Below are 23,200 nucleotides of genomic sequence, written 5' to 3' on the forward strand. Positions count from 1 at the left end.
TTTACGCCTCCTGAGAATACTTTACAAGCGCGTCCATTGCCATAAGATAACTTCCGAAACCGAATCCTGATACGCTTCCCTTGCATACGGGAGCTATCACTGAATTCTTTCTGAATTCGTCCCTGGCAAACACGTTGCTTATATGTACTTCAATAACCGGTATATTTATCGCCGATATAGCGTCGCGGATAGCATAGCTGTAATGGGTATATGCTCCGGCGTTCAGAACAACTCCGTCATATGACCGTGCCGAATGAAGTCTGTCTATGATCGCGCCCTCGTGATTTGATTGAAATATTTCACATTTGACATTCAGCTCGTCCGCCTTATCCATAACGGCGGCGCTTAGCTCAGAATATCCGTCGGTTCCGTAAATTCCCGGCTCTCTTTCACCGAGAAGATTAAGATTCGGACCGTTTATAACAAGTATCTTTTTCATTGTCATTATCCTTTCTGATTAAAACCCGTATAGCATTGTTTCATAGTCAATGCGTCCTCTGCCTGAGTTCCGGCGCTTTCGCAGATAAATACCGGAGAAAGATTTTTCCTTGAAATAATTTCCATCAATGGTTCAAAATCCGGTCCATATTCCTTATCCTCAAACGTCAAATGCTTTTTTTCTCCTCCGGGGTTTGTATACATAATTTTAGAAAAGTGACTATGAAACATCTTAAGCCTGTCCTCACCTATGGCGTCGGCAACCTTGACAATCATAGCTTCATAATCTGAGGCTGTTTTAATTCCGCCGAAGGTTCTAGCGTTCAGGTGCCCGAAATCTATGCAGGGAATAAAAGTTTCGTCCAGTTTACAAAGCTCTAATACTTCCTCAAGCGTTCCAAGCTGGTTTACCTTTCCCATTGTTTCGGGACAAAAGTGTATAGCCTCAAAGCCCTGTTCAACAGCCTGTTTTCTTGCTTTAATTAGCGTTTCCTTAGCAAGCTCAAGCGCTTCCTCACGACTTATTTTTGAACACGAACCGCTGTGAATTACTATTCTGTCCGCACCCATACGCATTGCCGCGTCGCAGCTTTGTAATATGTATTTTATACTGTTTTCACGTTTTTCTTCCTCAACTGAAGAAAGAGATATAAAATACGGAGCATGAATAGAAAGTCCAATACCGTTTCGCTCCGCTGCTGAACGAACAGTCTGCGCCGTCTTATCGCTCACCCTTACTCCGCGCCCGCACTGATATTCATACCAGTCAAGCCCAAGTTCCTTAAGATATGACGGAGCGTCCGCAGTTGATTTATATTTAGCGGAAAAGCTGTCCGAGTTTCCCGCAGGTCCGAATTTAGCTGACATAATAACTATTTTTCCTCCATTTTTAATTTATAGTAAGTCTGTATTATTTATTTTGAAGCTTCGGCAGAAACGGTTTTTCAGCCCATCTTTTAAGCTTGAAAAATCTTGTTTTCTCATGCTCAATAGGGAAAACAAAAATTCCTCTGATATTTTTAAGATTTGCCCCAAGCATATCCGTAAAAATCTGGTCGCCTACAACCGCAAGCTGTGAAAAGGGTATCCCCAATTTCACCTGAGCCCGGTTGAAGCCGCTTGATAACGGTTTTTTTCCCTCGCTTATAAAATTAAGCCCCAGCATGTCCGCAAAAGGCTTTACTCTTTCCGGATGATTGTTGGATACTATAATTAACTTTATACCGAAGCTTTTCATTTCCTTCAGCCACTCCTCGACGCCTTTACCGGGAACAGGATTATCATGGGTTGTAAGAGTATTGTCAAGATCAAGTAAAAGTCCTTTTATATTATTTTTAAAAAGAAATTCAGGCGTAATATCGTTCACGCGCCTGAAAGCAAAATCCGCTTTAAAAAGCATATCTTCTGTTCCTTTCGCCTAAGGATAGCCGTTTAAACGGCTATCCCCTGATATAATTATACACAAAAGTCATGTCGAATTTAAGAAAATAAATAAGTACGGTAAAAACAAAAAAGCGAGCTTTCGCCCGCTTTTTTCTCTTTGCACCAAGATTGCAACGCAATCGTTAATACTGATCAATATTTACGCTTACGAGCTGCCTCAGACTTCTTCTTACGTTTAACTGAAGGCTTTTCGTAATGTTCTCTTTTACGAACTTCAGCAATAACGCCGTCCTTAGCACAGGATCTCTTAAAACGCTTAAGAGCCGTGTCTAATGATTCGTTCTTACCAACGCGAACTTCTGCCACTGTTTTCCCTCCCTTTGCCTCAAAGACAGAGGTTTTTAGATGCAAACTTCTCTGCTTCTAAATATATACTAATCATTCCGCAGAAACAGCGGAAATGTCAGCTTTTCAAACCTTGTTTTGCTGCAACAGCAGATTTACTTGTAACTTATTATTCATTTTATCATAAATTGCTATTATTGTCAAGCTTTTATTTATGGAAAGTTAAAATTTGTTACTTTACAACAAAATTTATAAGTTTATTTGGTACATATATCTGTTTAATAATTGATTTACCGTCAACCGACTCCCGAATCCTTTCGTCTTTCAGCGCATCTGATAAAACAGCTTCTTTATCTCCGTCCTTGACAACATTCATCTTAGCCTTAATCCTGCCGTTGACCTGCAAAACTATCTCTACCGTATCCTCAACGCAAAGCTTTTCATCATATTCCGGCCACGGCTGTTCGTTCAGAATTTCTCCGAAACTATTAAGATACATTTCCTCAGTAATGTGAGGAGCAAACGGATTCAGCAGTAAAAGAAGTGTTTTCAGTTCAGCGCGGTTAATCTTACCGGTTGAATTTATATCGTTAAGCAAAGCCATCATTGCGGCAATTGCCGTATTGAACTTCAGACTTTCAATATCTTCAGTTACCTTTTTAATTGTCTTATGGAATGCGGATACAAGCTCTTTTCTGAATTCATCGCCTTCGATAAGACACTCCTGAAGCGCCCACACTTTGTCGAGGAATCTCTTACAGCCTTTAATGCTTGACGGGCTCCACGGAGCTGTTTTCTCAAAATCTCCGATAAACATTTCATAAAGCCGAAGCGTATCGGCCCCGTATTCCTTGACAACATCGTCGGGATTAATGACGTTGCCTCTTGATTTGGACATTTTCTGTCCGTCCTCGCCCAATATCATACCATGCGAGGTACGCTTCATATATGGTTCCTTTGTAGTTGTTACGCCTATATCATATAAGAACTTATGCCAGAATCTTGAATAAAGCAAATGCAGCGTAGTATGCTCCATACCGCCGTTATACCAATCCACAGGCATCCAGTAGTCAAGAGCCTCCTTAGAAGCAAGACGTTCTTTATTTTTAGGATCACAGTACCTGAGATAATACCATGATGAACCCGCCCACTGAGGCATTGTATCAGTTTCCCTCTTTGCAGGTCCGCCGCAGTGAGGACAAGTAGTATTTATAAAGCTTTCAAGAGTTGAAAGCGGACTTTCACCATTATCCGTAGGCATATAGCTGCCTACATCAGGCAGAGCTAAAGGAAGCTGATCCTCCGGAACCGCTACCCATCCGCATTTTTCACAATGAACTACCGGAATAGGCTCGCCCCAATAACGCTGACGTGAGAATACCCAGTCACGCAGCTTATAATTAACCTTTGAATGACCTTTGCCGTTTTCCTCAAGCCATTCCTTTATTTTTACCTTAGCCTCCTCCACGGTAAGACCGTCAAGAAAACCGCTGTTTGTCATAATTCCCGTTGCACAATCGGTAAACGCTTCCTTTTCAATATCACCGCCCTTGACAACTTCAATAATAGGAAGACCGAAAACCTTTGCAAACTCATAATCTCGGGTATCATGCGCAGGAACAGCCATAATTGCTCCTGTTCCATAAGTCATAAGAACATAATCTGAAATAAATATAGGAATTTCCTTACCGTTTACCGGATTAACGCCCTTTACTCCTTTAAGCTCAACTCCGGTTTTGTCCTTGTTCATTTCCGTTCTGTCAAAATCTGATTTTTTAGCAGCTTTTTCCTGATAAGCTTTAATTTCTTCTATATTTTCAAGCCTGTCCGCCCATTTTTCTATATAAGGATGTTCGGGAGCAATAACCATATATGTAGCGCCGAAAAGCGTATCAGGTCTTGTCGTATAAACAGTCAATATATCGCCGGCAGTTGATCCGAAATTAACCTCGGCTCCGGTAGAACGTCCTATCCAGTTTATCTGTGTTGATTTTATTCTGTCAAGATAATTCACCTCTGACAGATCGTCCAGCAGGCGCTGAGCATACTCGGTAATTTTAAGCATCCACTGCGACTTTACTTTTCTGATTACCTCTCCGCCGCATCGTTCACAGCATCCGCCTACGACCTCCTCGTTGGCAAGAACAACCTTGCATGAGGTACACCAGTTTACAGCCATTTCCTTTTTATAGGCAAGCCCCTTTTTAAACATCTCTAAAAATATCCACTGAGTCCATCTGTAATATTCGGGATCGGTGGTATCAACTTCTCTTTCCCAGTCGAATGAAAGTCCCAGCATTTTAAGCTGATCCTTGAAATGAGCAATGTTTTTCTTTGTTACCACAGCCGGATGTATCTTATTCTTTATGGCGTAGTTTTCAGTCGGCAGACCAAAGGCGTCCCAGCCCATAGGAAAGAGGACGTTATATCCCTCAAGACGTCTTTTTCTTGAAACTATATCCATAGCCGTATAAGGGCGCGGATGACCTATATGAAGTCCCTGACCTGATGGATAGGGGAATTCAACAAGCGCATAAAACTTGGGTTTAGAATAATCGGTTCCCGCCCTGAAGGTATTATGCTCGTCCCAATACTGCTGCCATTTTTTCTCAATGGCGGTAAAGTTATATTTTTCACTCATTTATATCATTCCTCTTCTTATAGTAGTATCAAACCTATGCAAGAAAAAGCGGCGGCTATTTTCCGTTGCCGCTGAAAAAACCGGACCATTTATTAGTGAAGTGTTTTTTTACATTTGAGCTGAAGCAGATGATAACGGCGCATATCGTATCAACTATACCCTCGATCAGATAAAGCCAGTTGTCACTGAAATTCGTTATATTATTTTTTAGATTTTTTAAAACAATTAAAAGCACAACAACCGCAATAATGTAATTCACATACATAAGACCTGTATAAAGCAGGGCGGCTTCCGCGGCAGCTATAATAACGTCTAAAACCGAGCCTCCTAAAATCAGGTTCAGAACCGACTTTGCAATAAAATAAACACCTACAATAAGAGCAATACTTCTGCCCTGCCGGTTATTTGTCTTCAATCTGATCACCCTCCGTCAGAAATCTCTCAATATCAATTTTTTCTCCGTCAGCCCACAGTCTCTCAAGCTGATAGTAATCTCTTGTTTCCTTATAGAAAACATGCACAACTATATCCCCGTAATCAAGAATAACCCAGCTTGAACCGTTATAGCCTTCTGTTCTGTTAGGCTCTACACCGTTCTGAGAAAGCTGATATTCAACTTCCTCGGCAAGCGTTTTGGTATGAGTTGTACTCGTACCGTTTGCTATAACAAAATAATCCGCCAAAATCGTCAGATCAGTAATCTTTATAGCCTTAATACTCTCCGCCTTTTTATTATCAAGAGTTTTTATGATTGTTCTAAGCATTTCATCCTGAGTCATATATTCTCTCCTTTTTTAATTAATAGCCGTAATTATCATAGCTGTCATAATTATCGTATCCGTCATTATATACATCGTCGCTGCCGTATACCGACTCGGTAATCGGCTCGGTGGTTTTCTTGCTTTCACCCGGAGTAGCGCCGTCGGCTATTTCCTGCAAGGTATCCTGATTTTCATCATAAATATCCGTATTGTAATAATCCGATTCAATAAGCTCGGTAATCGAAAGCGAATCATAGGAAAGCTCGGGCTGATACGGTCTGAAATATTCATTAATCACATCTATGGTCGCGTTTTTATGAATCGACCATACTGAATAATCTCCGTAATACGTCGCCTCTCCCGGAACCATGTGAACCGTTACATCATCAAGATCAATGCTGCTCCCGAAATCCGAAAGTATGCTCATTTCCTGGAGAGTCAGGTCAGTTCCGATATATCCTTTATTATACACCTCAGTCAGAAATTTAGTCAATTGGATAGGACCTAAATCCAGCGCCTTTTCCATTGCCGCTGCAAGAAATATTCTCTGAGCCTTAACTCGTCCTATATCTCCCTCGTTATAGCCCTTTCTGGCACGAACGAAAAGCTCCGCCTGCTCGCCGTTTAAAACCTGTTCACCAGGATACAGCACCTTATCGTATGAATATATTACCTGCTCCGGTAAATTTATGGGAATACCGCCTATAATATCGACCATATCAACAATATCGTCGCATCCGGTGGTTATATACCTGTCTATCGGTATTCCGAACGTATCTCTTACAGCGTCAACCACTCTCTGGATAGGTATAAGATTTTCGTCTCCGAGGGTATAAACACTGTTTATCTTGCCGGTTTCACTGTTAGTGAAATCCGGAACGAAACTGTCGCGCGGTATCTGTAGTATATTGATTTTGTCGTTTATTATATCAAAATGGAAAAGCATGATAACGTCTGAATTAGAGCGTGTTTCGTCGAATCCAAGACACAAAACCGTAAACTGTCCTTCTATTATCTGGTCGTTTGTAAAATCTCTCTTATCGTCTATTTCTCCCGCGTTACTATTAAGTTCATAGCTGTTCGTATCTTTTGAAAGCTCTCCCTCGACGCCTACCATAGGCCTACGTGATTTTACCCAATTAATTATTGAAATATATTCGGTGTATGTACCGCCGCTTTTGTCAGTCTTTGAAACTGCGATAATCGGTATATTCAACACCATAACGGCTATAATGATTATTCCGACGATAATTGAAACAGCAATAATAATTTTTTCCTGAACAGAGGATTTTCTTTTCTTTTTCCCAGAAACCTTTGCGTTATTATTTTTGCTACTACTAATCTTGTTTGCCATTACTTTTTCTCCTTATTTTTCTTACGGATTAGGTATAAATAATTATACTGATTATAAGCTTCAATCGAGTATTCAGGAATATAACCGTGCTTCTTCACCACGCTTGAAACGGAAAATCCGACCGCCTCAAGCATAGCCTTGTAAAAATCAGAATATGCCAGCTTTCTCATTTTTTCAACGTCTTTATAATCCCTGTCCTTAGAAATAAGATCTGCAAGATAGGTTATTTCCTCAAGCTCGGACATTCCCGCTCTGCCGATTGTATGAAATCTGACGGCGTTTATTATATCTCTGTCCGCGACGCCCAAACTCTCCTGTATATAAAAAGAGCCTGCCGGAGCATGCCAGAGAGGCTTTGAAGCAAGCTCCGCATTTGTGATATTACCGCAATTGAGCATAAGCCTTTTAAGCTCGCCGTTATCTTCTTCCTTGCATATATCATGCAAAAGACCCGCGGCGTACGCACGGTCAGGATCGACTCCGTATCTGAATGCAAGCTTACGCGCCTCTGCGGCAACATTCAAAGAATGATTATACCTCTTTTTAGACAGACGACTGTGCAAAAGAGTTTTTATACCGTCAACATCAAACATTTATAATACTCCTTGATAAAGCCCAGACTTACTTATATAAATTTTTCAGTATTATATATTTTACTACTTTTCCGTTCAAATAGCAAGATAAATCACAATTATTTTTTATCATTTTACGCAATTCTGTTGAAGAAATTGTAATGACGTCGGCATTTATCACAATACATTTTCCGTATTCTGACAGCTTATCAGACATTTTCAACAATTCATTAATATCGTCGCCTGTACGGGAAATTGCCGCTACAGACGTATTTTTAAGAATTTCGCGGTATCTGAACCAAGTTTCAAAGCTCAAAAGCATGTCGCTTCCCACCAGCCAGTAAAGCTCGTCTTCAGGATATTCCTTTCTGAAATGCTCTACAGTGTAAATAGTATAGCTTTTGCCGGATTTATTAATTTCATAATCGCTCACTTCAAGTCCGCTGATACCGCTGCATGCTAAGCGGCACATTTCCAATCTGTCCTTTGCTGCTGCATACTCCGCGCTGGATTTGTGGGGAGCGGTCCCGGACGGAATAAGAATAACTCTGTCAAGACCAAGCGATTCCTTAACGCTGACCGCAAGATTTATATGACCGTTATGGATAGGGTTAAAGCTGCCTCCAAATAAACCTGTTTTCATATCAAAGCTTTATGTCGATCACCGGCTCTTTAGGATTTCTCTTAAAAATCACAAAACGGTTTCCTATGACCTGTACTACATCGGCTCCGGTTTTTTCCGCTATTTCCTCCGCCGCTTCCCTTGACGTATATGCGCTGTTATCAAGCACTCTGAGCTTGATTAGCTCTCTTTTTCTCAATGCGTCGCTCACCTGAGAAATAAGAGCTTCGTTGATACCGCCCTTGCCCACCTGAAATATAGTATCCATCGTTCCGGCTATTCCTCTAAGAGCAGCTCTCTGTTTACTGTTCAACATAAATTAGTCCTTTCCGTTTAACAATCTGCAAAGTCCTTCAACAGCCTTTGCTCTGTGACTTATTTTATTTTTTTCATCTGCGGATATCTGTGCAAACGATTTATCTCCGTAAATAAAAACCGGATCATAACCGAAACCGTTTTCACCCAATGGAATATATCCGATTTTACCTCTGCATTCTCCTCTTATATAATGCTCCGCGCCGCTTTCATCTATATAGCATATCACGCATACAAACTGCGCGCCTCTGTCCTTCTCGGAAATTCCCTCTAACTCATTAAGCAGCTTAGCGCACCTGTCGCTGTCCGAAGCGTTTTCTCCGGCGTATCTGTGAGAATATACGCCGGGAGCGCCGTTTAAGAAATCAACCTCAAGACCGCTGTCATCAGCAATAACCGGAGCTTTGCAGCGTTCATAAACGGCTTTTGCCTTCAGTCCTGCATTTTCACTGAACGACGATCCTGTTTCTTCAACCTCTATATCAATACCGGCCTCTCTTTGAGAGATAACTTCATATCCGATTGGAGCTAATATATCAGATAATTCCTTTATTTTACCCTTATTATTGCTTGCAAGTATAATTTTTTTATTCATTTTCATTCTCCTCCGGCTCTCCACTGCCGTCGGTAATAGGCTCAAATAACGCTTTTACAAAATCGTGACTGTTAAATGGCTGAAGATCGTCTATTTTTTCGCCTACTCCAATTAACTTTACAGGTATTCCAAGCTCATTTTTAATTGATATTACAATACCGCCCTTAGCCGTTCCGTCAAGCTTGGTCAGAACTATACCGCTTATAGGAGCAACCTCGCTGAATAATCTGGCTTGATTTACAGCGTTCTGACCGGTTGTCGCATCAAGCACCAGCAGCACCTCTCTGGAACTTTCGGGGGCTTCACGTTCGATAATCCTGTTCATTTTTGCAAGCTCTTCCATCAGATTTTTCTTATTATGAAGTCTCCCTGCTGTATCGCATATAAGTACGTCGCAGCCCCTTGCCTTTGCGGCTGCAATTCCGTCAAAAACAACCGAGGCAGGATCCGAGCCCTCAGCATGCTTGACAAGCTCCGCTCCCGCGCGCTCCGTCCAGACTTCAAGCTGATCAATAGCCGCGGCACGGAAAGTATCCGCAGCGGCTACTATAACCTTTTTGCCCTCGTTTTTCATAGTATGGCAGAGCTTGCCGATAGTCGTTGTTTTACCCGCTCCGTTTACTCCTATGACCATTATTACAGAAGGAGCCTTAGAAAGATCCAAACCGATATCCTCGCCCATCATTTCAAAAACGATTTCCTGAATCATATCCATGATAACAGACGGATCGGTTATTCCCTGTTCCTTAATGCGTTTTCTTAGTTCTTCACATATCTGTACAGAGGTTTCAACTCCCATATCGCTCATTATCATTGTTTCCTCAAGCTGCTCAAAAAGCTCCTCGTCTATTTTGGTAAAGGAATTTACAACCTTCTGCATTTTCTTTACCATTGATTCCTTGGTTTTGCGAAGTCCGTCTTTTATTTTACTAAAAAACCCCATATTTCAATCCTCCTTCAAAAATCAAGCATTATTTCATACTATTGGGCGACTGCGTTTTCAATATCTACCTGCTCCATTTTCAGAAGCTTGGAAATTCCGTCCTCCTGCATTGTTACTCCGTAAAGAACGTTAGCCTCCTCCATAGCGCTTCTCCTATGCGTTACAAGTACAAACTGCGTACTGTCAGTAAATCTTTTCAGATACTGCGCATATTTTTTTACGTTTACCTCGTCCAGAGCCGCGTCTATCTCATCAAGTATGCAAAAAGGCGCCGGACGCAGCTTAAGTATTGCAAAATAAATACATATTGCCACAAACGACTGCTCTCCGCCAGAAAGTGAAATCAGGTTTTTGATAACCTTTCCCGGCGGCGCTACCCGTATTTCAATTCCGGATTCAAGAACGTTTTCCGGATCTGTAAGTATAAGCTCCGCTTTTCCTCCGCCGAACAGCTCGCTGAAAATGTCTTTAAAATTATTATTGATAATTACAAAGCTTTCCGCAAATATCCGGCACATGTCCTGCGTCAGATCTTCAATAAGCCTTTCAAGCTCACGCTTCGACGATTTTACATCGTTTATCTGTCCGGAAAGAAATTTATATCTTTCAGAAACCTCCTTATATTCCTCTATTGCTCCTACGTTTACATTTCCTAAGGCACGTATTTTTCCTTTAACTTCATTCAGACGCTTATTTGCCGAAATAACGTCGGTTATTTTTTCCGCCGATTCCTCCGCTTCCGAACGCGTCATTTCATAAACCTCATATAACTGATTTATTAAACCGTCATAATCGCTTTGAGCAGAAATTTTTCGTTCCTCGGTCTTGGAAATTTCACCGGAATACTTCTCCTTTGCAGTATTCAGCTCCTTTATACCGTTTCTGAGATTAGAAACATAAATATCCTGCTGAGTATGAACGTTCTGCCATGTCTTTATATCATTATTATACTGCGATACAAGACCGCTTATTTCCCCGAAGGAATTTTTTCTCTGTAAAATAGCGGATTTCTTCTCCTCAATTGAGGCTTCAAGCTGTTTTTCTTCTTCTTCAAGTTTTTTCAGCCCTTCAATAGCTTCATTGCTTCCGGCCTTCAGCGATTCAAGCTCTCGCTCGGCAGACTGCCTGTCCTTTACAAGCTCGGCGCTTTTGATTCTTAAAGACGACATTTCAGCCGACAGCTCTTCCCGTCTGCTCCTGATACTTTCCTTTCTTCCCTGATCTCTGGCAAGGTTTTCTTCAGAGATTTTAATAAGAACTTCTATTTCCTTCAGCTTTTCTTTTGAACGTCTGATAAGAATCTCTGAATTATCCTTTCTTTCCTTTAAAGAATCAAATCGACTTTTATAATCTGAAAGCTGAGCAATCGCCTGCTTTTCCATAGCGGCAGCTCTTGAAAGCTCCGATTCAAATCGTATTTTGTCCTGTAAAATTTCCGTCTGCTCCGCCTTGACCTCATCTAATTGTACAGAAAGCCTCTGAACGGCTTCGCTTAGCTTATGAATTTTTTCGTTGCCGTCTTCAAGACGCTCGTTCAGTTCTTTAATCTGAACAGATAAATTATCAAGCTCGTTTTTTCTTGAAAATACGCCTGCCGAATGTACCGCCGAACCTCCGGTAAACGAACCTCCGGCATTTACAATCTGACCGTCCAGTGTTACAATACGAAATTTATAACCGTACTTTTTAGCTATTACCGCCGCACTGTCAATATCCTCGGCAACCGCCGTTCTGCCGAGCAGAGAGCTTACGATCCTTTCATACTGTCTGTCAAAATCCACAAGTTCGCTGCCAAGCGCTACAAAGCCGTTCTCTCCGGAAAGTTCCGGCTGATTGAGATTATAGCCTTTTACAGACGTCATTGGCAGAAATGTCGCGCGTCCAAAACGATTCTCCTTAAGCAATCTGATACAGCGTTTAGCGGCAGTATCGTCCTCAACGATTATATTCTGCATTGCTCCGCCCAACGCAGTTTCAATCGCTGTTGCATATTCCTGCTTAACGCTTACAAGCTGCGCGACAGTACCCCTGATACCTGAAATCCTGCCGGAAGAGGAAGCCCTCATAATTTCCTTTACGGACCGTGCGAAGCCCTCCATATTATTTTCAAGATCTGTTAGCAGCTTTCTTCTCTGCTGTTTTTCCTTAATTTCCAGGCTAAGGTTCTCCTGTTCCCCTTTACGCTTTAAAAGCCTGCTCTGCTTGTCTTTGTAAAGGTTAGAAAAGCCCTGAAATCTGTTTTGCAGTTCTTCGGCTTTTTCATTTGCCGCATTTATTCCTTCGGATATTTCTTTCTTTTCCTTGGCATACTGATCGGCCTGATCTTTTAAAATATTCTCCTGCCCCGACATTATATCAAGCTGCTCCTGCGCCTCGTTAGCGGCAGACTGCGCTCCCGCAAGCTCGGAACGGTATTCGCTCTGCTTAATATAAAGACCGTTTATTTCATTTCCGGCTCTGTCCGAGCTGATTCCTAAGCTCTCATCCTCCAGTCTTGCCGCTTCAAAGCCGCTTTCAACCTCGCTTAATCTTTCTGAAATAATTTTTGATTCCGATATAATACGTTCTATTTCTTTAAGCTTACTTTCAATAACCGTTTTATTTTTTATTTCATTTTCTGAAAGACTTATTTTTCTTTCCTTTATAGAATCAAGACTTGTATTGCTATGGGAAATATCGTTTTCAAAAACCGCTATATCTGATTTATACTGCGACGCTCTTTTCTCCGCTTCTAAAATCTGCTCCCTGAGCCGTTCTACTTTCACGGAGCTTTCCTGTATCTTTTGGTACCCCTCGTTTATTTTAATTTCTTCCCGTTCAATATCGTTCTGAATATTCTCATATTCGTTTTTATTTATCAAAAGAGCGTTTTCCAGATCGTCAAGCTTGCTTCTAAGCTCTCCTATCCTGTGAACCCACACGGATATTTCAAGCTTTTTTCTTTCCTGTGCTAAAACCAGAAATTTTTCAGCCTTTTCCGACTGTACTCGCAGAGGCTCCACACGGCCCTCCAGCTCCAATACAATATCGTTAAGCCTGAGAAGATTTTCCTGAGCCGCCGTAAGCTTTCTTTCGGCCTCCGTCTTTCTGTACCGGAATTTAGAAATACCCGCCGCTTCTTCAAAAATATCACGGCGTTCATTACTTTTCGCGCTTACGATTTCGGCTATTCTTCCCTGCCCTATAATAGAATATCCGTCGCGCCCTAAACCGGTATCCATGAAAAGTTCATTTATATCCTTCAGCCTTACGCCCTTACCGTTAATCCTATACTCGCTTTCTCCGCTTCTATAAAGCTTTCTGGTAACGCTTACTTCATTTTCATCACTGTTTAAGGCTCTGTCCGAATTATCCAGCGTTAAAGTTACCATTGCGAATCCGACCGGCTTTCTGGCAACAGTACCGGAAAAAATAACATCCTCCATCTTATTTCCCCTCAGAGTTTTGGTAGACTGCTCCCCCAAAACCCATCTAATAGAATCGCCGATATTACTTTTTCCGCTGCCGTTGGGGCCGACAACCGCAGTCAGTCCCTTATCAAAGGTCAGCTTAACTTTATCGGGAAAAGACTTAAAGCCCTGTAACTCCAATGATTTTAAATACATATAATCAATAGCTCCTTAGGTAAAAATGCAAAAAATATTCTAAGCTTAAGATTTCTTGCCGCTGATTTTTCTGTTTTGGAGCGTTACTCCTTCATCTCACATTGATATTTCGGAATCTCTTTATCGCCGATTATTCTTATATCAACACCCATTTTTCTGAAATATTCAACATTTGATTTTTTATGCCCCAGCGCTTTACTGACGCAGGAAGGGTTAACAGCAAAGGTAAAAGCTTTTTGTTTACTTTCAATAAAACTATTTCCCGCAGAATTGATTAGAAGTATATCCCGAATAATATACTCCATGCCTTTTCTGTAAAGCAAACCTTCGCAAAGCTCCTTAAACGCAGGATGATAATAGCCCGCAACCATTTCTCCCTCAACTCCGTCCGAGGCATGAAGTCCGCACTTAATAACCTCAATGCCATTAATATCAAACTCCTCAAGCATATATGCGCAAAGCTCAACAACCTCGTCAAAAGGCATAAGCTTATACTTACCTGATTCATACAAATCCGCAAGCTTAGTACCTTTTAATACTACAACCGGATATATCCTTACCGTATCGGGATGAATTTTCATAATTCTCTCAGTTGTTTTGCGTTCATCATAAACAGAGCTCCGATAAAGCCCCACCATCATCTGTAAGCCCAGCTCAAATCCATATTCACGAATTAAAGCCGACGCATTGTAAACGTCCTCTGCGGTATGTCCCCTTTCGTTAGCCTCAAGCACATGATTTTTCATACTCTGGGCTCCAAGCTCTATGGACGTAACTCCATACGACCTTAAAAGCTCCAGAATATCCCTGTCAATGAAATCAGGACGGGTTGATATCCTAACGCCTCTGAAACCTTCCGCGCCGATATAGCATTTTGCAGCTTCGAGAAGAGAAGTCATATATCCTCTGTTTATAGCTGTAAAGCTCCCGCCGAAAAAAGCTATTTCACAGTTTTTTTTATCCCTCACTTCATTCAAAGCCTGACGGCATATTCTATGAACATCGTCGGCTGTCGGAGCATACTGCGCTCCGCTTATCGTTTTCTGATTACAAAAGCTGCACTGATGAGGACATCCGGCATGCGGCACAAATATTGATATATTACTGTGTTTCATATCCCATAAGCTCCAGCGCTTCTTTTGCCGCCATCTGTTCCGCTTCCTTTTTGCTTTTTCCAACGCCGGTTCCTATTACGTTTGAATTAAGGCATACCTGAACCTTAAACGCCTTGTTATGATCCGGACCGGACTGTCCGGCAAGATGATATTCAACCTTTTCTTCCGGATTCTTCTGGATAATTTCCTGAAGGACGGTTTTATAGTCATTAAACGCCGATGATTTTCTGCTGTCTATATCCTCCGGAACAAAACCCAAAACATACGTAGTCGCGGCGTCTATTCCTCCGTCAAGGTAAATAGCCGCGATAACCGCCTCGAAAGCGTCCGCTAAAATTGACGGTCTTTCTCGTCCTCCGGTATTTTCCTCGCCTTTTCCCAGAAGAATAAAATCCCCCAGTCTGATCTGCTTTGCAAACTCATGCAGCGATTTCTCACACACCAAAGACGCCCTTATTTTTGTCAGTTCACCCTCCGGAAGATGTGTAAAATGCAGGAATAGATATTGTGAAACTACTATAGACAGAACGCTGTCGCCTAAAAATTCCAGCCTTTCGTTACTATGGCGAAGCTTCTTTTTTTCGTTCGCATAAGATGAATGAGACAACGCCTCAATCAGAAGCTGCTTATTTTTAAAACTATATTTCAGTCGCTTTTCCAGCTCCTCAATACGCTCGTTCAGCTGTTCCATTCAATTCTTCACCGTCCTTATTTTTCAATTGATTTTATAATTGTTTCCGTAACATTTCCGTCAACGCAGGCCTTAGCCTGTCTTATAGCGTTATAGAACGCCTTGGAGTCCGAGCTTCCGTGCGCCTTGATAACCGGCTTATTGACTCCCAGCAAAACTGCTCCGCCCTCCTCCGTATAATCCATAGCCTTCTTAAACGCCTTGATCTTTTTATAAACGAGCATCGCTGACAGCTTACCCGCTAATCCACCGTATATCTCCTTAAGCTTACCTGAAAAAAACGAACCCATGCCCTCGTAAAGTTTCAGAATAACATTTCCGGTAAAGCCGTCTGTTACCGCAACTTCAAATTCACCCTTAGGCAGTTCCCTTGCCTCAAGGTTTCCACAGAAATTAAGCTCAGATTCCTTTAAAAGCTTATATGCTTCAATTTCAAGCTCTCTGCCCTTTGTATCCTCAATACCAATATTGACAAGTCCGACCTTAGGCTTTGAGATTCCGTTTACCTTTTCCATGTAGGCGGAGGCCATAATACCGAACTGCAGCAGCATTTCCGGACGGCAGTCGTCGTTGGCGCCGCCGTCCACAAGCATTAAACGGCCTTTAGCCGTGGGAAGAATCGGCGCTAATGTCGCTCTTTTAACGCCTTTTATCCTCTTTGTGATAAATGTTGCTCCAACCACAAGAGCCCCGGAGCTTCCCGCGCTTACAAAGGCGTCTCCTCCTTCGTCGCACAGCGCCTTCAGACCAAGCGCCATAGAGCAGTCCTTCCTGCTTTTAATAATTTCCGTCGGCTTTTCGTGAATGTCGATTACAGAATCAGTATGTATTATATCCATACCGTCGATATCGATTCCGTTTTCATCAGAGATCCTTTCTATTATCTCACGGTTTCCGGTAAGCGTTATTTTTACTCCGAGATTCTCCTCGGCAATCTTACATCCTTTTATAACCTCAAGGGGAGCGTTATCTCCGCCGAATGCGTCAACAATAATATTCATAAATCTCAGCTCTTTTATTATAAATTATTTTTAAGCGCCGCCAAGGATCTGTCGGCATATGCGGCATATTTTACTTTCTTATCCTTTATTCTTTCCGGCAGTTCCGGAAGTATGCCCATATTACAGCCCATAGGCTGAAATTCTCCGCTGCAGCCTCCGCTAATATAAGCGGTCAGCGCGCCGATCATAGTTTCATGCGGCAAAACCATAGGAGCCTTTCCTTTTATGCGCCTTACGACGTTGATTCCGGCCATTATACCGCTTGCCGCCGATTCAATATACCCCTCTACTCCGGTGATCTGACCGGCAAAGAAAATATCGGAATCGCTTTTCAGACTATAATCTGAACAGAGAAGCTTTGGACTGTCTATAAAGGAATTTCTGTGCATAACCCCGTAACGGACAAATTCAGCGTTCTCTAACCCGGGAATCATAGAAAACACTCTTTTCTGTTCTCCGAACTTAAGATTGGTCTGAAAGCCGACAAGATTATACATAGTTCCCGCCTTATTTTCTTTCCTAAGCTGCACTACGGCATAAGGTCTTTTTCCCGTCCGCCTGTCTATAAGTCCCACAGGCTTAAGGGGACCGAAACGCATTGTATCCTCGCCTCTTCCGGCAAGCGCCTCTATCGGCATACAGCCCTCGTAGACCTTAAAATCCCTTTTGTCAAATTCTTTCAGCGGAGCTCTTTCCGCTTCTGTCAGAGCATTGTAAAATGCGGCATACTCGCCTTTATTCATCGGACAGTTTATATAATCGGCGTCGCCTCTGTCATAGCGCGACGCAAAGAAAATTTTATCCCTGTCAAGGCTTTCAAAGGTCACTATCGGAGCTGCGGCGTCAAAAAAGCTGAGATAATTCCCGCACTTTTTTCTAATGCTTTCCGCCAGTCCGCCGGAGGTCAAAGGACCTGTTGCAATTATAACCGTTTCATTCTCCGGTATATCGGTAATTTCCCTGTCTATTACGGTTATAAGAGGGTGAGCGGTAATCTTTTCAGTCACGCTGTCGGAAAAACTTTCCCTGTCTACCGCCAAAGCCCCTCCCGCCTCGACTGCATTTGCTTTTGCGCATGGGACTATCAATGAGCCCAGCAGCTCCATTTCCTCTTTAAGCAATCCTGCGGCAGAATCGTGCCTTGAAGCCTTCAAGGAATTGGAGCATACAAGCTCCGCCAGTCCCTTATAATGATGAGCGGGAGTGAACTTGTGCGGCTTCATTTCATAAAGCTCTACAGCGATTCCGGCGTTTGCTATCTGCCACGACGCCTCGCATCCTGCAAGTCCTCCGCCTATAACCTTAACCATCTTAATCTCCCTTTAAGTCAGATCCTTTTCATATCCGCAATCCGGCTTTTCACATATGAGCTTTCCCGACTTTCCGCCCTTTTTGAAAAGCGTGTTGCCGCACTTTGGACATTTATCCTCCACAGGCATATTCCATGTCATAAAATTACAGTTTGGATAATTTTCACAGCCGTAAAAGCTTCTGCCTTTTTTGGATTTTTTCAGTATGATCTTCTGTCCGCATAGAGGACATGTTCCCTTTGTTTCCTGAACTATCTTCTTAGTGTTTTTACACTCTGGAAATCCCGGACAAGCCAGAAATTTACCGAATCTTCCTATTTTTATTACCATGTTTCTTCCACACTGATCGCACACAATATCCGTTTCCTCGTCCGGTACCTTGACTCTTTTTCCCTCCATTGACTTTTCAGCTTTCTCGAGAACCTTTTCAAAATCCTGATAAAACGCGTCAAGCGTATCGACCCAGTCCGTTTCTCCTCGCTCAACCGCGTCCAGATCATTTTCCATCTTAGCGGTAAACTTGGCGTCGACTATGTGCTTGAAATGATCCTTCATAAGATCAGTCGTGACCTCGCCCAGAGCAGTGGGCTTTAGCTGCTTTCCTTCTCTTTCAACATAAAGACGTGAAATAATGGTTGTAATGGTGGGAGCATAAGTACTTGGCCTGCCTATTCCGTTTTCCTCCATAGTCTTAATCAGCGACGCCTCGGAATATCTTGCGGGCGGCTGAGTAAAATGCTGGTTTCCCGCAAGCTCCTTGAGCTTTAAAACGTCTTTCTTTTCAATCGGCGGAAGCATTTTATTGTTTTCCTCGTCCTCTTCCTTTTTTTCTTCATAAAGCCTTGTAAAGCCGTCAAATTTTACCGAGTAGCCTGACGCCTTGAATATGCAGCCCTCGGCTTCTATGGAAACCGATACCGTATCAAGCAAAGCGTTAGCCATCTGACTGGCAATAAAACGTTCCCATACAAGCTTATATATTTTAAACTGATCTGTAGTAAGGCTTGCCTTAACTCTGTCCGGAGTAAGATCCGGAAGAGACGGCCGGATAGCCTCGTGCGCGTCCTGAGCGTTTTTCTTACTCTTGAATACTCTCGGCGACGACGGAAGATAGTCCTTACCGAAAATATTTTCTATACATGAAGCCGCCGCGTCTCTTGCCTCGTCCGATATTCTCAGACTGTCCGTTCTCATATAGGTTATAAGACCTACAGCGCCCATACCCTCTATTTCTACGCCCTCATAAAGCTCCTGAGCCGCCTTCATAGTACGCTTTGCCTGAAAGCCCAGACGCCTTGAAGCCTCCTGCTGAAGAGTTGAAGTTATAAACGGAGGCGCCGGCTGCTTTTTTGTTACCCTTTTCTTAACGTCTGTTACAATATACTGCGCATTTTCCAGTCTTTTAAGTATACTGTCCGTCTGATCCTTATTTTCAAGCTCCGCCTTTTTTCCGTCTATATTTGCAAGCTTGGCGGCAAAAACCTTTCTGCTCGACGGAGCAGTAAATTTAGCGTCAATACTCCAGTATTCCTTGGGAACAAAATTTTTTATCTCATTTTCCCTGTCTACAATCATTCTAACCGCCACAGACTGAACCCTGCCTGCTGAAAGTCCCCTTTTTACCTTTTTCCAAAGAAACGGACTAAGCTTATAGCCTACGATCCTGTCCAGAATTCTTCTTGCCTGCTGAGCGTTAACAAGATCAATGTCTATCTTATGAAGATTATCCATTCCGGCCTTTATACCGCTTTTTGTTATTTCATTAAAGGTAACGCGGTTGTTTTCATTAAGATCAAGACCAAGCATCTGCGCTATATGCCAAGATATAGCCTCTCCCTCTCGGTCCGGGTCAGTCGCAAGGTATATTTTACCGCTTTTTTTAGCGTATTTTTTTAGTTCCTTTATAACGTCCTCTTTACCCTTCATGTTTATATATTGGGGTTGAAAATGGTTTTCAAAATCTATTCCCATTTTAGACTTAGGCAAATCCCTGACATGCCCCATGGACGCTATAACCTCATAATCTCCGCCAAGGTATTTTTTTATAGTCTTAGCCTTAGCGGGAGACTCAACAATAACAAGATCCGACATATATGTTAATATTTTCCGGTTATAAACGGAAAATTCTCCTTTCAATTTTTTTCTGAAAGCCCGTATTTTCTGCCCTCTTTAAGCCGAACAGCTCCAATTATCTCAAGCTCCGTCAGGACCGCCAATATATTCAGCGAATCTATTTCAGTTTTCTCGATAATATCGTCAAGATACAAATCGCCTTTCTTCAAAACGGTTACGACGGCAAGCTGATCCCCGCTCAAATCTTCAAGCAATACGTCAGGTCCGTCGTTATAATCCGCTGTCGTTTCCTTCTGAGCTGTACGCGCTTTTTCCCGCGCGCTTTTCTTTTCTACGGACTTTCCGCGTTTTCTCTTAGCGGTGCGGCTGTCCCTTTTAGGTATATCTCCGCTCTCAGTAACTATCTCCGGTATTTCAAATTCGCTTTTGAGCATTCTGAAATAACTTGAGGTATAATAATCGTAAAGTATATCCAGATGACTGAACACGGGAACGGCGCCGTCCCGCAGATATTTTACCACTCCTGCATACCTTTTGTCAAATATATCCGCAGGAGGAATACAAAAAACAGTTCTTCCCTGCTCTGAAGCATGCTCCGCTGTAATAAGAGCCCCGCTTATCTCATCCGCCTCTGTAACAAGCGTTCCGAACGTCAGTCCGGAAATTATACGGTTTCTTGTATGAAAGCAAAATCTGTCGGGACGCGTTCCGGGAAAATATTCCGAAATAACAATCCCGTTTCGGGCAATTATATCCTTTGCCTTGGCATTTTCACGCGGATAGTCAACATCAAGACCGCATGCAAGCACAGCGGCTGTTCTTCCTCCGACTTTAAGAGCACCCTTATGAGCCGACGAATCAAGACCTAATGCAAAGCCGCTTACAATAGTAAATTCTCTCCTTGCCAGTTCAGAGCAGATAGTTTCGGTAACCTCGAGGCTGTATGCAGAGGGATTTCTCGTTCCGACGCAAGATAATGCCGGATACTTATTAAAGCTTTCAATATCACCCATACAAAACAGTACGGCAGGAGGATTATAAATATTCCTGAGCAGCGGCGGATAATTTTTATCCTCAAAGGTCAGTATATTAAATCCCTTATTACCACAATATTCGAGTATGCTGTCGCACTGTTCTATATGAGTAGTTTTTACGGCACGTATTTCAGCGCTGCTCAACGACGGATGATCTCCTCCGCTGACAGCCTCATAGGCGTCTCTGACATTCCCGAAAGGACTTATCATCTCCCATATTCTTTCGTTTCCGGGACGAAGCGCCATAACAAACCATATCCAGTAGCGTGTATTTTCAGTCAAATCTCATCAGCTCCCACATAATGATACCAGCCGCCATTGCCGCGTTTAACGACTCTGCATTGCCGCTCATTTTAATAGTTATCCGTTCCGAGCATTCCATAGCCGTTTCACTGTCAAGACCGTTTCCTTCGTTTCCGATAAATACCGCACCGCCTTTACTGAAATCAATCCTTTTAACATCGCGCTCCGCATTATTCACAACAGCGGCATAGCTTTTCAGCCCCGCTTCATTCAGCGCTTCCAATAGCTCTTCCTTTTCAACATTCCTGTAAACGGGTATTCTGAATATTGCCCCCATCGTAGAACGTATAGCTTTAGGATTGTATACATCGCAGCTTTTGCAGAAAATTGCTCCGTCCAGTCCAAGAGCGTCGGCAGTTCTTATTATCATTCCGGCATTTCCGGGATCCTGAAGTCCGTAGAGTACTATGTATCTGCCTCCTCTTTTCAGCTTTTCGCCAAGTCCGTCGTCGTTTATAAAACCGCATTGAGCGAATATTCCCTGAGTATTCTCAGTATCAGAAATTTTTCTGCCAAGCTCGTCTGTAATAACCGATATATCAATGCCGTTTAAACAATGTTCATTAATACCTGCGGCATATTTTTCATAAGCGGATTCGGTAAGAAATATTTTTTTAACAGGCGCATTATTTTTAAGGGCGTCCGTCACAAGCCGAAGTCCTTCAAGGGGAAATAATTTATATCTTATACGCTCCTTCTTTGAGGACATTATTCTGCGAAATAGCCTCATAGAGGGATTATCTGCTGATTTTATAAATTTAAAACCGTTAAAATATTCATTTCCCGGCAAATACATCAACCTCGTCTTTCAATCTGAATTTAAACGAAAACACGCTCTAATTACGGATAAGAGCGTGTTTTTATCTGATTAAATGGCAGCCTTTGCCTTCTCTACGATAGCTGTAAAGCCTGCCGGATCATTGATTGCAATTTCTGAAAGCATCTTACGATTCAGGCTGATACCCGACTTCTTAACGCCGTTCATAAACTGTGAATAATTGATGCCGTTAAGCTTGCAGGCAGCGCTGATTCTTGTGATCCAAAGCTGTCTGAAATCTCTTTTCTTCTTCTTACGTCCGGCATAAGCATAGTTGCCGGACTTCATAACGGCCTGCTTTGCCATCTTGAAATGCTTGCTCTTTGCGCCCCAATAGCCCTTAGCAAGCTTGAGAGTTTTATTTCTTCTCTTGCGAGTCATCATCGCACCCTTAACACGTGCCATAGTCTTATACCTCCGTTTTACATCTCAATAATTACTTATAAGGAACTAACTTCTTAATTGTCGGAGCGTTCGCTTCGCTTGCAACTCCTGAGCAGCGGGCGATTCTCTTTCTCTTTGTATCCTTTTGAGTAAGTCTATGTCTTTTGTTTGTGTGCTGATATTTAACCTTGCCGTTTTTAGTCAGCTTAAAGCGCTTCTTAGCGCCTGAATGAGTTTTAACCTTAACCTTTGCCATAACAGGTTCCTCCTTTTATTTAGTAGATGCTTTCGGCGACATGAACATAACAATACTGCGGCCTTCCATTTTAGCAGGCTTATCAACAACGCCGGCTTCTGCGCACGCTTCCTTGAATTTATTAAGAAGCTCTTCGCCAAGCTGAGGATGTGCAATCGCGCGCTTACGGAATCTTACGGAAACCTTGAGTTTGTCCCCGTTTTTTAGAAACTTAATCGCCTGATTTACTTTTGTATTAAAATCGTGAGTGTCTATTGCGGAAAACATTCTTATTTCCTTGATTTCAACTACCTTCTGATTTTTTCTTGCTTCCTTTTCCTTCTTAGCCTGTTCAAAGCAGAATTTTCCATAATCGAGAATTCTGCAAACCGGCGGTTTTGCATTCGGAGCAATCTTAACCAGGTCAAGATCCTTTTCATAAGCCATCTTCTGAGCGTCTCTGGCAGAAATAACGCCGAGTTTTGTTCCGTCAACGTCAATCAGCAATACTTCCTTATCCCTGATTTCTTCGTTGATCTGCAGTTCTTGTTTGCTAATAGTCAGCACCTCCAAGCATTAATTAGGGCGTAAAAATTAATTATCGCCAAAAATAAAAATGAGCGCAGATATAAAATCAGCGCTCAATAAAATCATAGGCGGAAA

General features: G+C 42.4%; 24 protein-coding genes. All 24 read right to left on the reverse strand.

The genetic code is table 11. The annotated features are described in order from the left end of the window. Window position 1: 1 nt before the first annotated feature. Window positions 2–439, reverse strand: coding sequence for a type II 3-dehydroquinate dehydratase (gene aroQ / locus ACYQ0N_RS11575; RefSeq protein WP_177531693.1), 438 nt, complete (start codon window positions 437–439; stop codon window positions 2–4). Between the two features lie 5 nt (window positions 440–444). Further along, complete coding sequence (locus ACYQ0N_RS11580) at window positions 445–1,305, reverse strand: TIM barrel protein (protein ID WP_177531694.1); 861 nt, start codon at window positions 1,303–1,305, stop codon at window positions 445–447. 43 nt (window positions 1,306–1,348) lie between these two features. Then, a complete protein-coding gene (locus ACYQ0N_RS11585) occupies window positions 1,349–1,837 on the reverse strand; it encodes a YqeG family HAD IIIA-type phosphatase (RefSeq protein ID WP_177531695.1) in 489 nt (162 codons plus the stop codon). A 176-nt stretch (window positions 1,838–2,013) separates the two neighbouring features. Beyond that, window positions 2,014–2,187, reverse strand: a complete 174-nt coding sequence (rpsU, locus tag ACYQ0N_RS11590; protein WP_009984057.1) for a 30S ribosomal protein S21 — start codon at window positions 2,185–2,187, stop codon at window positions 2,014–2,016. Window positions 2,188–2,398: 211 nt separating this feature from the next. Beyond that, the gene (gene leuS, locus ACYQ0N_RS11595; RefSeq protein ID WP_460162749.1) at window positions 2,399–4,807 is read right to left on the reverse strand and encodes a leucine--tRNA ligase; all 2,409 of its coding nucleotides are present in this window, start codon (window positions 4,805–4,807) and stop codon (window positions 2,399–2,401) included. A 55-nt stretch (window positions 4,808–4,862) separates the two neighbouring features. After that, window positions 4,863–5,222 carry a hypothetical protein gene (locus ACYQ0N_RS11600; protein ID WP_460162750.1) on the reverse strand — a complete coding sequence of 120 codons (360 nt, stop codon included), beginning with the start codon at window positions 5,220–5,222 and terminating at the stop codon, window positions 4,863–4,865. After that, a complete protein-coding gene (gene rsfS / locus ACYQ0N_RS11605; protein ID WP_177531698.1) occupies window positions 5,209–5,586 on the reverse strand; it encodes a ribosome silencing factor in 378 nt (125 codons plus the stop codon). The genes ACYQ0N_RS11600 and rsfS overlap by 14 nt, the downstream gene beginning before the upstream one ends. A 19-nt stretch (window positions 5,587–5,605) precedes the next feature. Then, window positions 5,606–6,922, reverse strand: coding sequence for an LCP family protein (locus ACYQ0N_RS11610; protein ID WP_177531699.1), 1,317 nt, complete (start codon window positions 6,920–6,922; stop codon window positions 5,606–5,608). After that, window positions 6,922–7,515 carry a bis(5'-nucleosyl)-tetraphosphatase (symmetrical) YqeK gene (gene yqeK / locus ACYQ0N_RS11615; protein WP_177531700.1) on the reverse strand — a complete coding sequence of 198 codons (594 nt, stop codon included), beginning with the start codon at window positions 7,513–7,515 and terminating at the stop codon, window positions 6,922–6,924. The genes ACYQ0N_RS11610 and yqeK overlap by 1 nt, the downstream gene beginning before the upstream one ends. Before the next feature lie 28 nt (window positions 7,516–7,543). Further along, window positions 7,544–8,137, reverse strand: coding sequence for a nicotinate (nicotinamide) nucleotide adenylyltransferase (gene nadD, locus ACYQ0N_RS11620; protein ID WP_177531701.1), 594 nt, complete (start codon window positions 8,135–8,137; stop codon window positions 7,544–7,546). A gap of 1 nt (window position 8,138) precedes the next feature. Further along, window positions 8,139–8,432: a YhbY family RNA-binding protein gene (locus ACYQ0N_RS11625; RefSeq protein ID WP_177531702.1), complete on the reverse strand. Its 294-nt coding sequence runs from the start codon at window positions 8,430–8,432 to the stop codon at window positions 8,139–8,141. Between the two features lie 3 nt (window positions 8,433–8,435). Then, the gene (rdgB, locus tag ACYQ0N_RS11630) at window positions 8,436–9,026 is read right to left on the reverse strand and encodes an RdgB/HAM1 family non-canonical purine NTP pyrophosphatase (RefSeq protein ID WP_177531703.1); all 591 of its coding nucleotides are present in this window, start codon (window positions 9,024–9,026) and stop codon (window positions 8,436–8,438) included. Continuing rightward, window positions 9,019–9,969, reverse strand: a complete 951-nt coding sequence (ftsY, locus tag ACYQ0N_RS11635) for a signal recognition particle-docking protein FtsY (RefSeq protein ID WP_177531704.1) — start codon at window positions 9,967–9,969, stop codon at window positions 9,019–9,021. Before ftsY ends, rdgB begins: the two co-directional genes overlap by 8 nt. Before the next feature lie 38 nt (window positions 9,970–10,007). Further along, a complete protein-coding gene (gene smc, locus ACYQ0N_RS11640; RefSeq protein WP_460162751.1) occupies window positions 10,008–13,574 on the reverse strand; it encodes a chromosome segregation protein SMC in 3,567 nt (1,188 codons plus the stop codon). Between the two features lie 83 nt (window positions 13,575–13,657). Beyond that, on the reverse strand, window positions 13,658–14,689 hold the full coding sequence (locus tag ACYQ0N_RS11645; RefSeq protein ID WP_460162752.1) for an elongator complex protein 3: 1,032 nt from the start codon (window positions 14,687–14,689) through the stop codon (window positions 13,658–13,660). Then, window positions 14,676–15,380, reverse strand: coding sequence for a ribonuclease III (gene rnc / locus ACYQ0N_RS11650; protein WP_177531707.1), 705 nt, complete (start codon window positions 15,378–15,380; stop codon window positions 14,676–14,678). Before rnc ends, ACYQ0N_RS11645 begins: the two co-directional genes overlap by 14 nt. A 17-nt stretch (window positions 15,381–15,397) precedes the next feature. Next, window positions 15,398–16,381: a phosphate acyltransferase PlsX gene (gene plsX, locus ACYQ0N_RS11655; RefSeq protein WP_177531708.1), complete on the reverse strand. Its 984-nt coding sequence runs from the start codon at window positions 16,379–16,381 to the stop codon at window positions 15,398–15,400. Between the two features lie 17 nt (window positions 16,382–16,398). Beyond that, window positions 16,399–17,691: a methylenetetrahydrofolate--tRNA-(uracil(54)-C(5))-methyltransferase (FADH(2)-oxidizing) TrmFO gene (gene trmFO / locus ACYQ0N_RS11660; RefSeq protein WP_177531709.1), complete on the reverse strand. Its 1,293-nt coding sequence runs from the start codon at window positions 17,689–17,691 to the stop codon at window positions 16,399–16,401. Window positions 17,692–17,703: 12 nt separating this feature from the next. Beyond that, entirely contained in the window at window positions 17,704–19,782 is a 2,079-nt protein-coding gene (topA, locus tag ACYQ0N_RS11665) for a type I DNA topoisomerase (protein WP_177531710.1), read from the reverse strand. A gap of 41 nt (window positions 19,783–19,823) precedes the next feature. Continuing rightward, entirely contained in the window at window positions 19,824–21,080 is a 1,257-nt protein-coding gene (gene dprA / locus ACYQ0N_RS11670; protein WP_460162753.1) for a DNA-processing protein DprA, read from the reverse strand. Next, window positions 21,073–21,891, reverse strand: coding sequence for a TrmH family RNA methyltransferase (locus tag ACYQ0N_RS11675; protein WP_460162754.1), 819 nt, complete (start codon window positions 21,889–21,891; stop codon window positions 21,073–21,075). Before ACYQ0N_RS11675 ends, dprA begins: the two co-directional genes overlap by 8 nt. 78 nt (window positions 21,892–21,969) lie before the next feature. After that, window positions 21,970–22,323 (reverse strand): 50S ribosomal protein L20, encoded by a 354-nt coding sequence (gene rplT, locus ACYQ0N_RS11680; protein WP_177531713.1) that lies wholly within the window; start codon window positions 22,321–22,323, stop codon window positions 21,970–21,972. Between the two features lie 31 nt (window positions 22,324–22,354). Continuing rightward, window positions 22,355–22,558 carry a 50S ribosomal protein L35 gene (gene rpmI, locus ACYQ0N_RS11685; protein WP_177531714.1) on the reverse strand — a complete coding sequence of 68 codons (204 nt, stop codon included), beginning with the start codon at window positions 22,556–22,558 and terminating at the stop codon, window positions 22,355–22,357. Window positions 22,559–22,573: 15 nt separating this feature from the next. Then, complete coding sequence (gene infC / locus ACYQ0N_RS11690) at window positions 22,574–23,101, reverse strand: translation initiation factor IF-3 (protein ID WP_177531760.1); 528 nt, start codon at window positions 23,099–23,101, stop codon at window positions 22,574–22,576. Between the last annotated feature and the right edge of the window lie 99 nt (window positions 23,102–23,200).

It is taken from the genome of Ruminococcus sporogenes (assembly GCF_054655175.1).

Coding starts and splice junctions, on each gene's coding strand:
- ACYQ0N_RS11645 (WP_460162752.1), bottom strand. CDS start 14,689: ATGAAACACAGTAATATATCAATATTTGTGCCGCATGCCGGATGTCCT.
- topA (WP_177531710.1), bottom strand. CDS start 19,782: ATGTCGGATCTTGTTATTGTTGAGTCTCCCGCTAAGGCTAAGACTATA.
- ftsY (WP_177531704.1), bottom strand. CDS start 9,969: ATGGGGTTTTTTAGTAAAATAAAAGACGGACTTCGCAAAACCAAGGAA.
- rsfS (WP_177531698.1), bottom strand. CDS start 5,586: ATGACTCAGGATGAAATGCTTAGAACAATCATAAAAACTCTTGATAAT.
- smc (WP_460162751.1), bottom strand. CDS start 13,574: ATGTATTTAAAATCATTGGAGTTACAGGGCTTTAAGTCTTTTCCCGAT.
- ACYQ0N_RS11585 (WP_177531695.1), bottom strand. CDS start 1,837: ATGCTTTTTAAAGCGGATTTTGCTTTCAGGCGCGTGAACGATATTACG.
- trmFO (WP_177531709.1), bottom strand. CDS start 17,691: ATGGTTAAGGTTATAGGCGGAGGACTTGCAGGATGCGAGGCGTCGTGG.
- leuS (WP_460162749.1), bottom strand. CDS start 4,807: ATGAGTGAAAAATATAACTTTACCGCCATTGAGAAAAAATGGCAGCAG.
- plsX (WP_177531708.1), bottom strand. CDS start 16,381: ATGAATATTATTGTTGACGCATTCGGCGGAGATAACGCTCCCCTTGAG.
- rplT (WP_177531713.1), bottom strand. CDS start 22,323: ATGGCACGTGTTAAGGGTGCGATGATGACTCGCAAGAGAAGAAATAAA.
- ACYQ0N_RS11580 (WP_177531694.1), bottom strand. CDS start 1,305: ATGTCAGCTAAATTCGGACCTGCGGGAAACTCGGACAGCTTTTCCGCT.
- rnc (WP_177531707.1), bottom strand. CDS start 15,380: ATGGAACAGCTGAACGAGCGTATTGAGGAGCTGGAAAAGCGACTGAAA.
- aroQ (WP_177531693.1), bottom strand. CDS start 439: ATGAAAAAGATACTTGTTATAAACGGTCCGAATCTTAATCTTCTCGGT.
- yqeK (WP_177531700.1), bottom strand. CDS start 7,515: ATGTTTGATGTTGACGGTATAAAAACTCTTTTGCACAGTCGTCTGTCT.
- ACYQ0N_RS11610 (WP_177531699.1), bottom strand. CDS start 6,922: ATGGCAAACAAGATTAGTAGTAGCAAAAATAATAACGCAAAGGTTTCT.
- ACYQ0N_RS11625 (WP_177531702.1), bottom strand. CDS start 8,432: ATGTTGAACAGTAAACAGAGAGCTGCTCTTAGAGGAATAGCCGGAACG.
- nadD (WP_177531701.1), bottom strand. CDS start 8,137: ATGAAAACAGGTTTATTTGGAGGCAGCTTTAACCCTATCCATAACGGT.
- rpmI (WP_177531714.1), bottom strand. CDS start 22,558: ATGGCAAAGGTTAAGGTTAAAACTCATTCAGGCGCTAAGAAGCGCTTT.
- rdgB (WP_177531703.1), bottom strand. CDS start 9,026: ATGAATAAAAAAATTATACTTGCAAGCAATAATAAGGGTAAAATAAAG.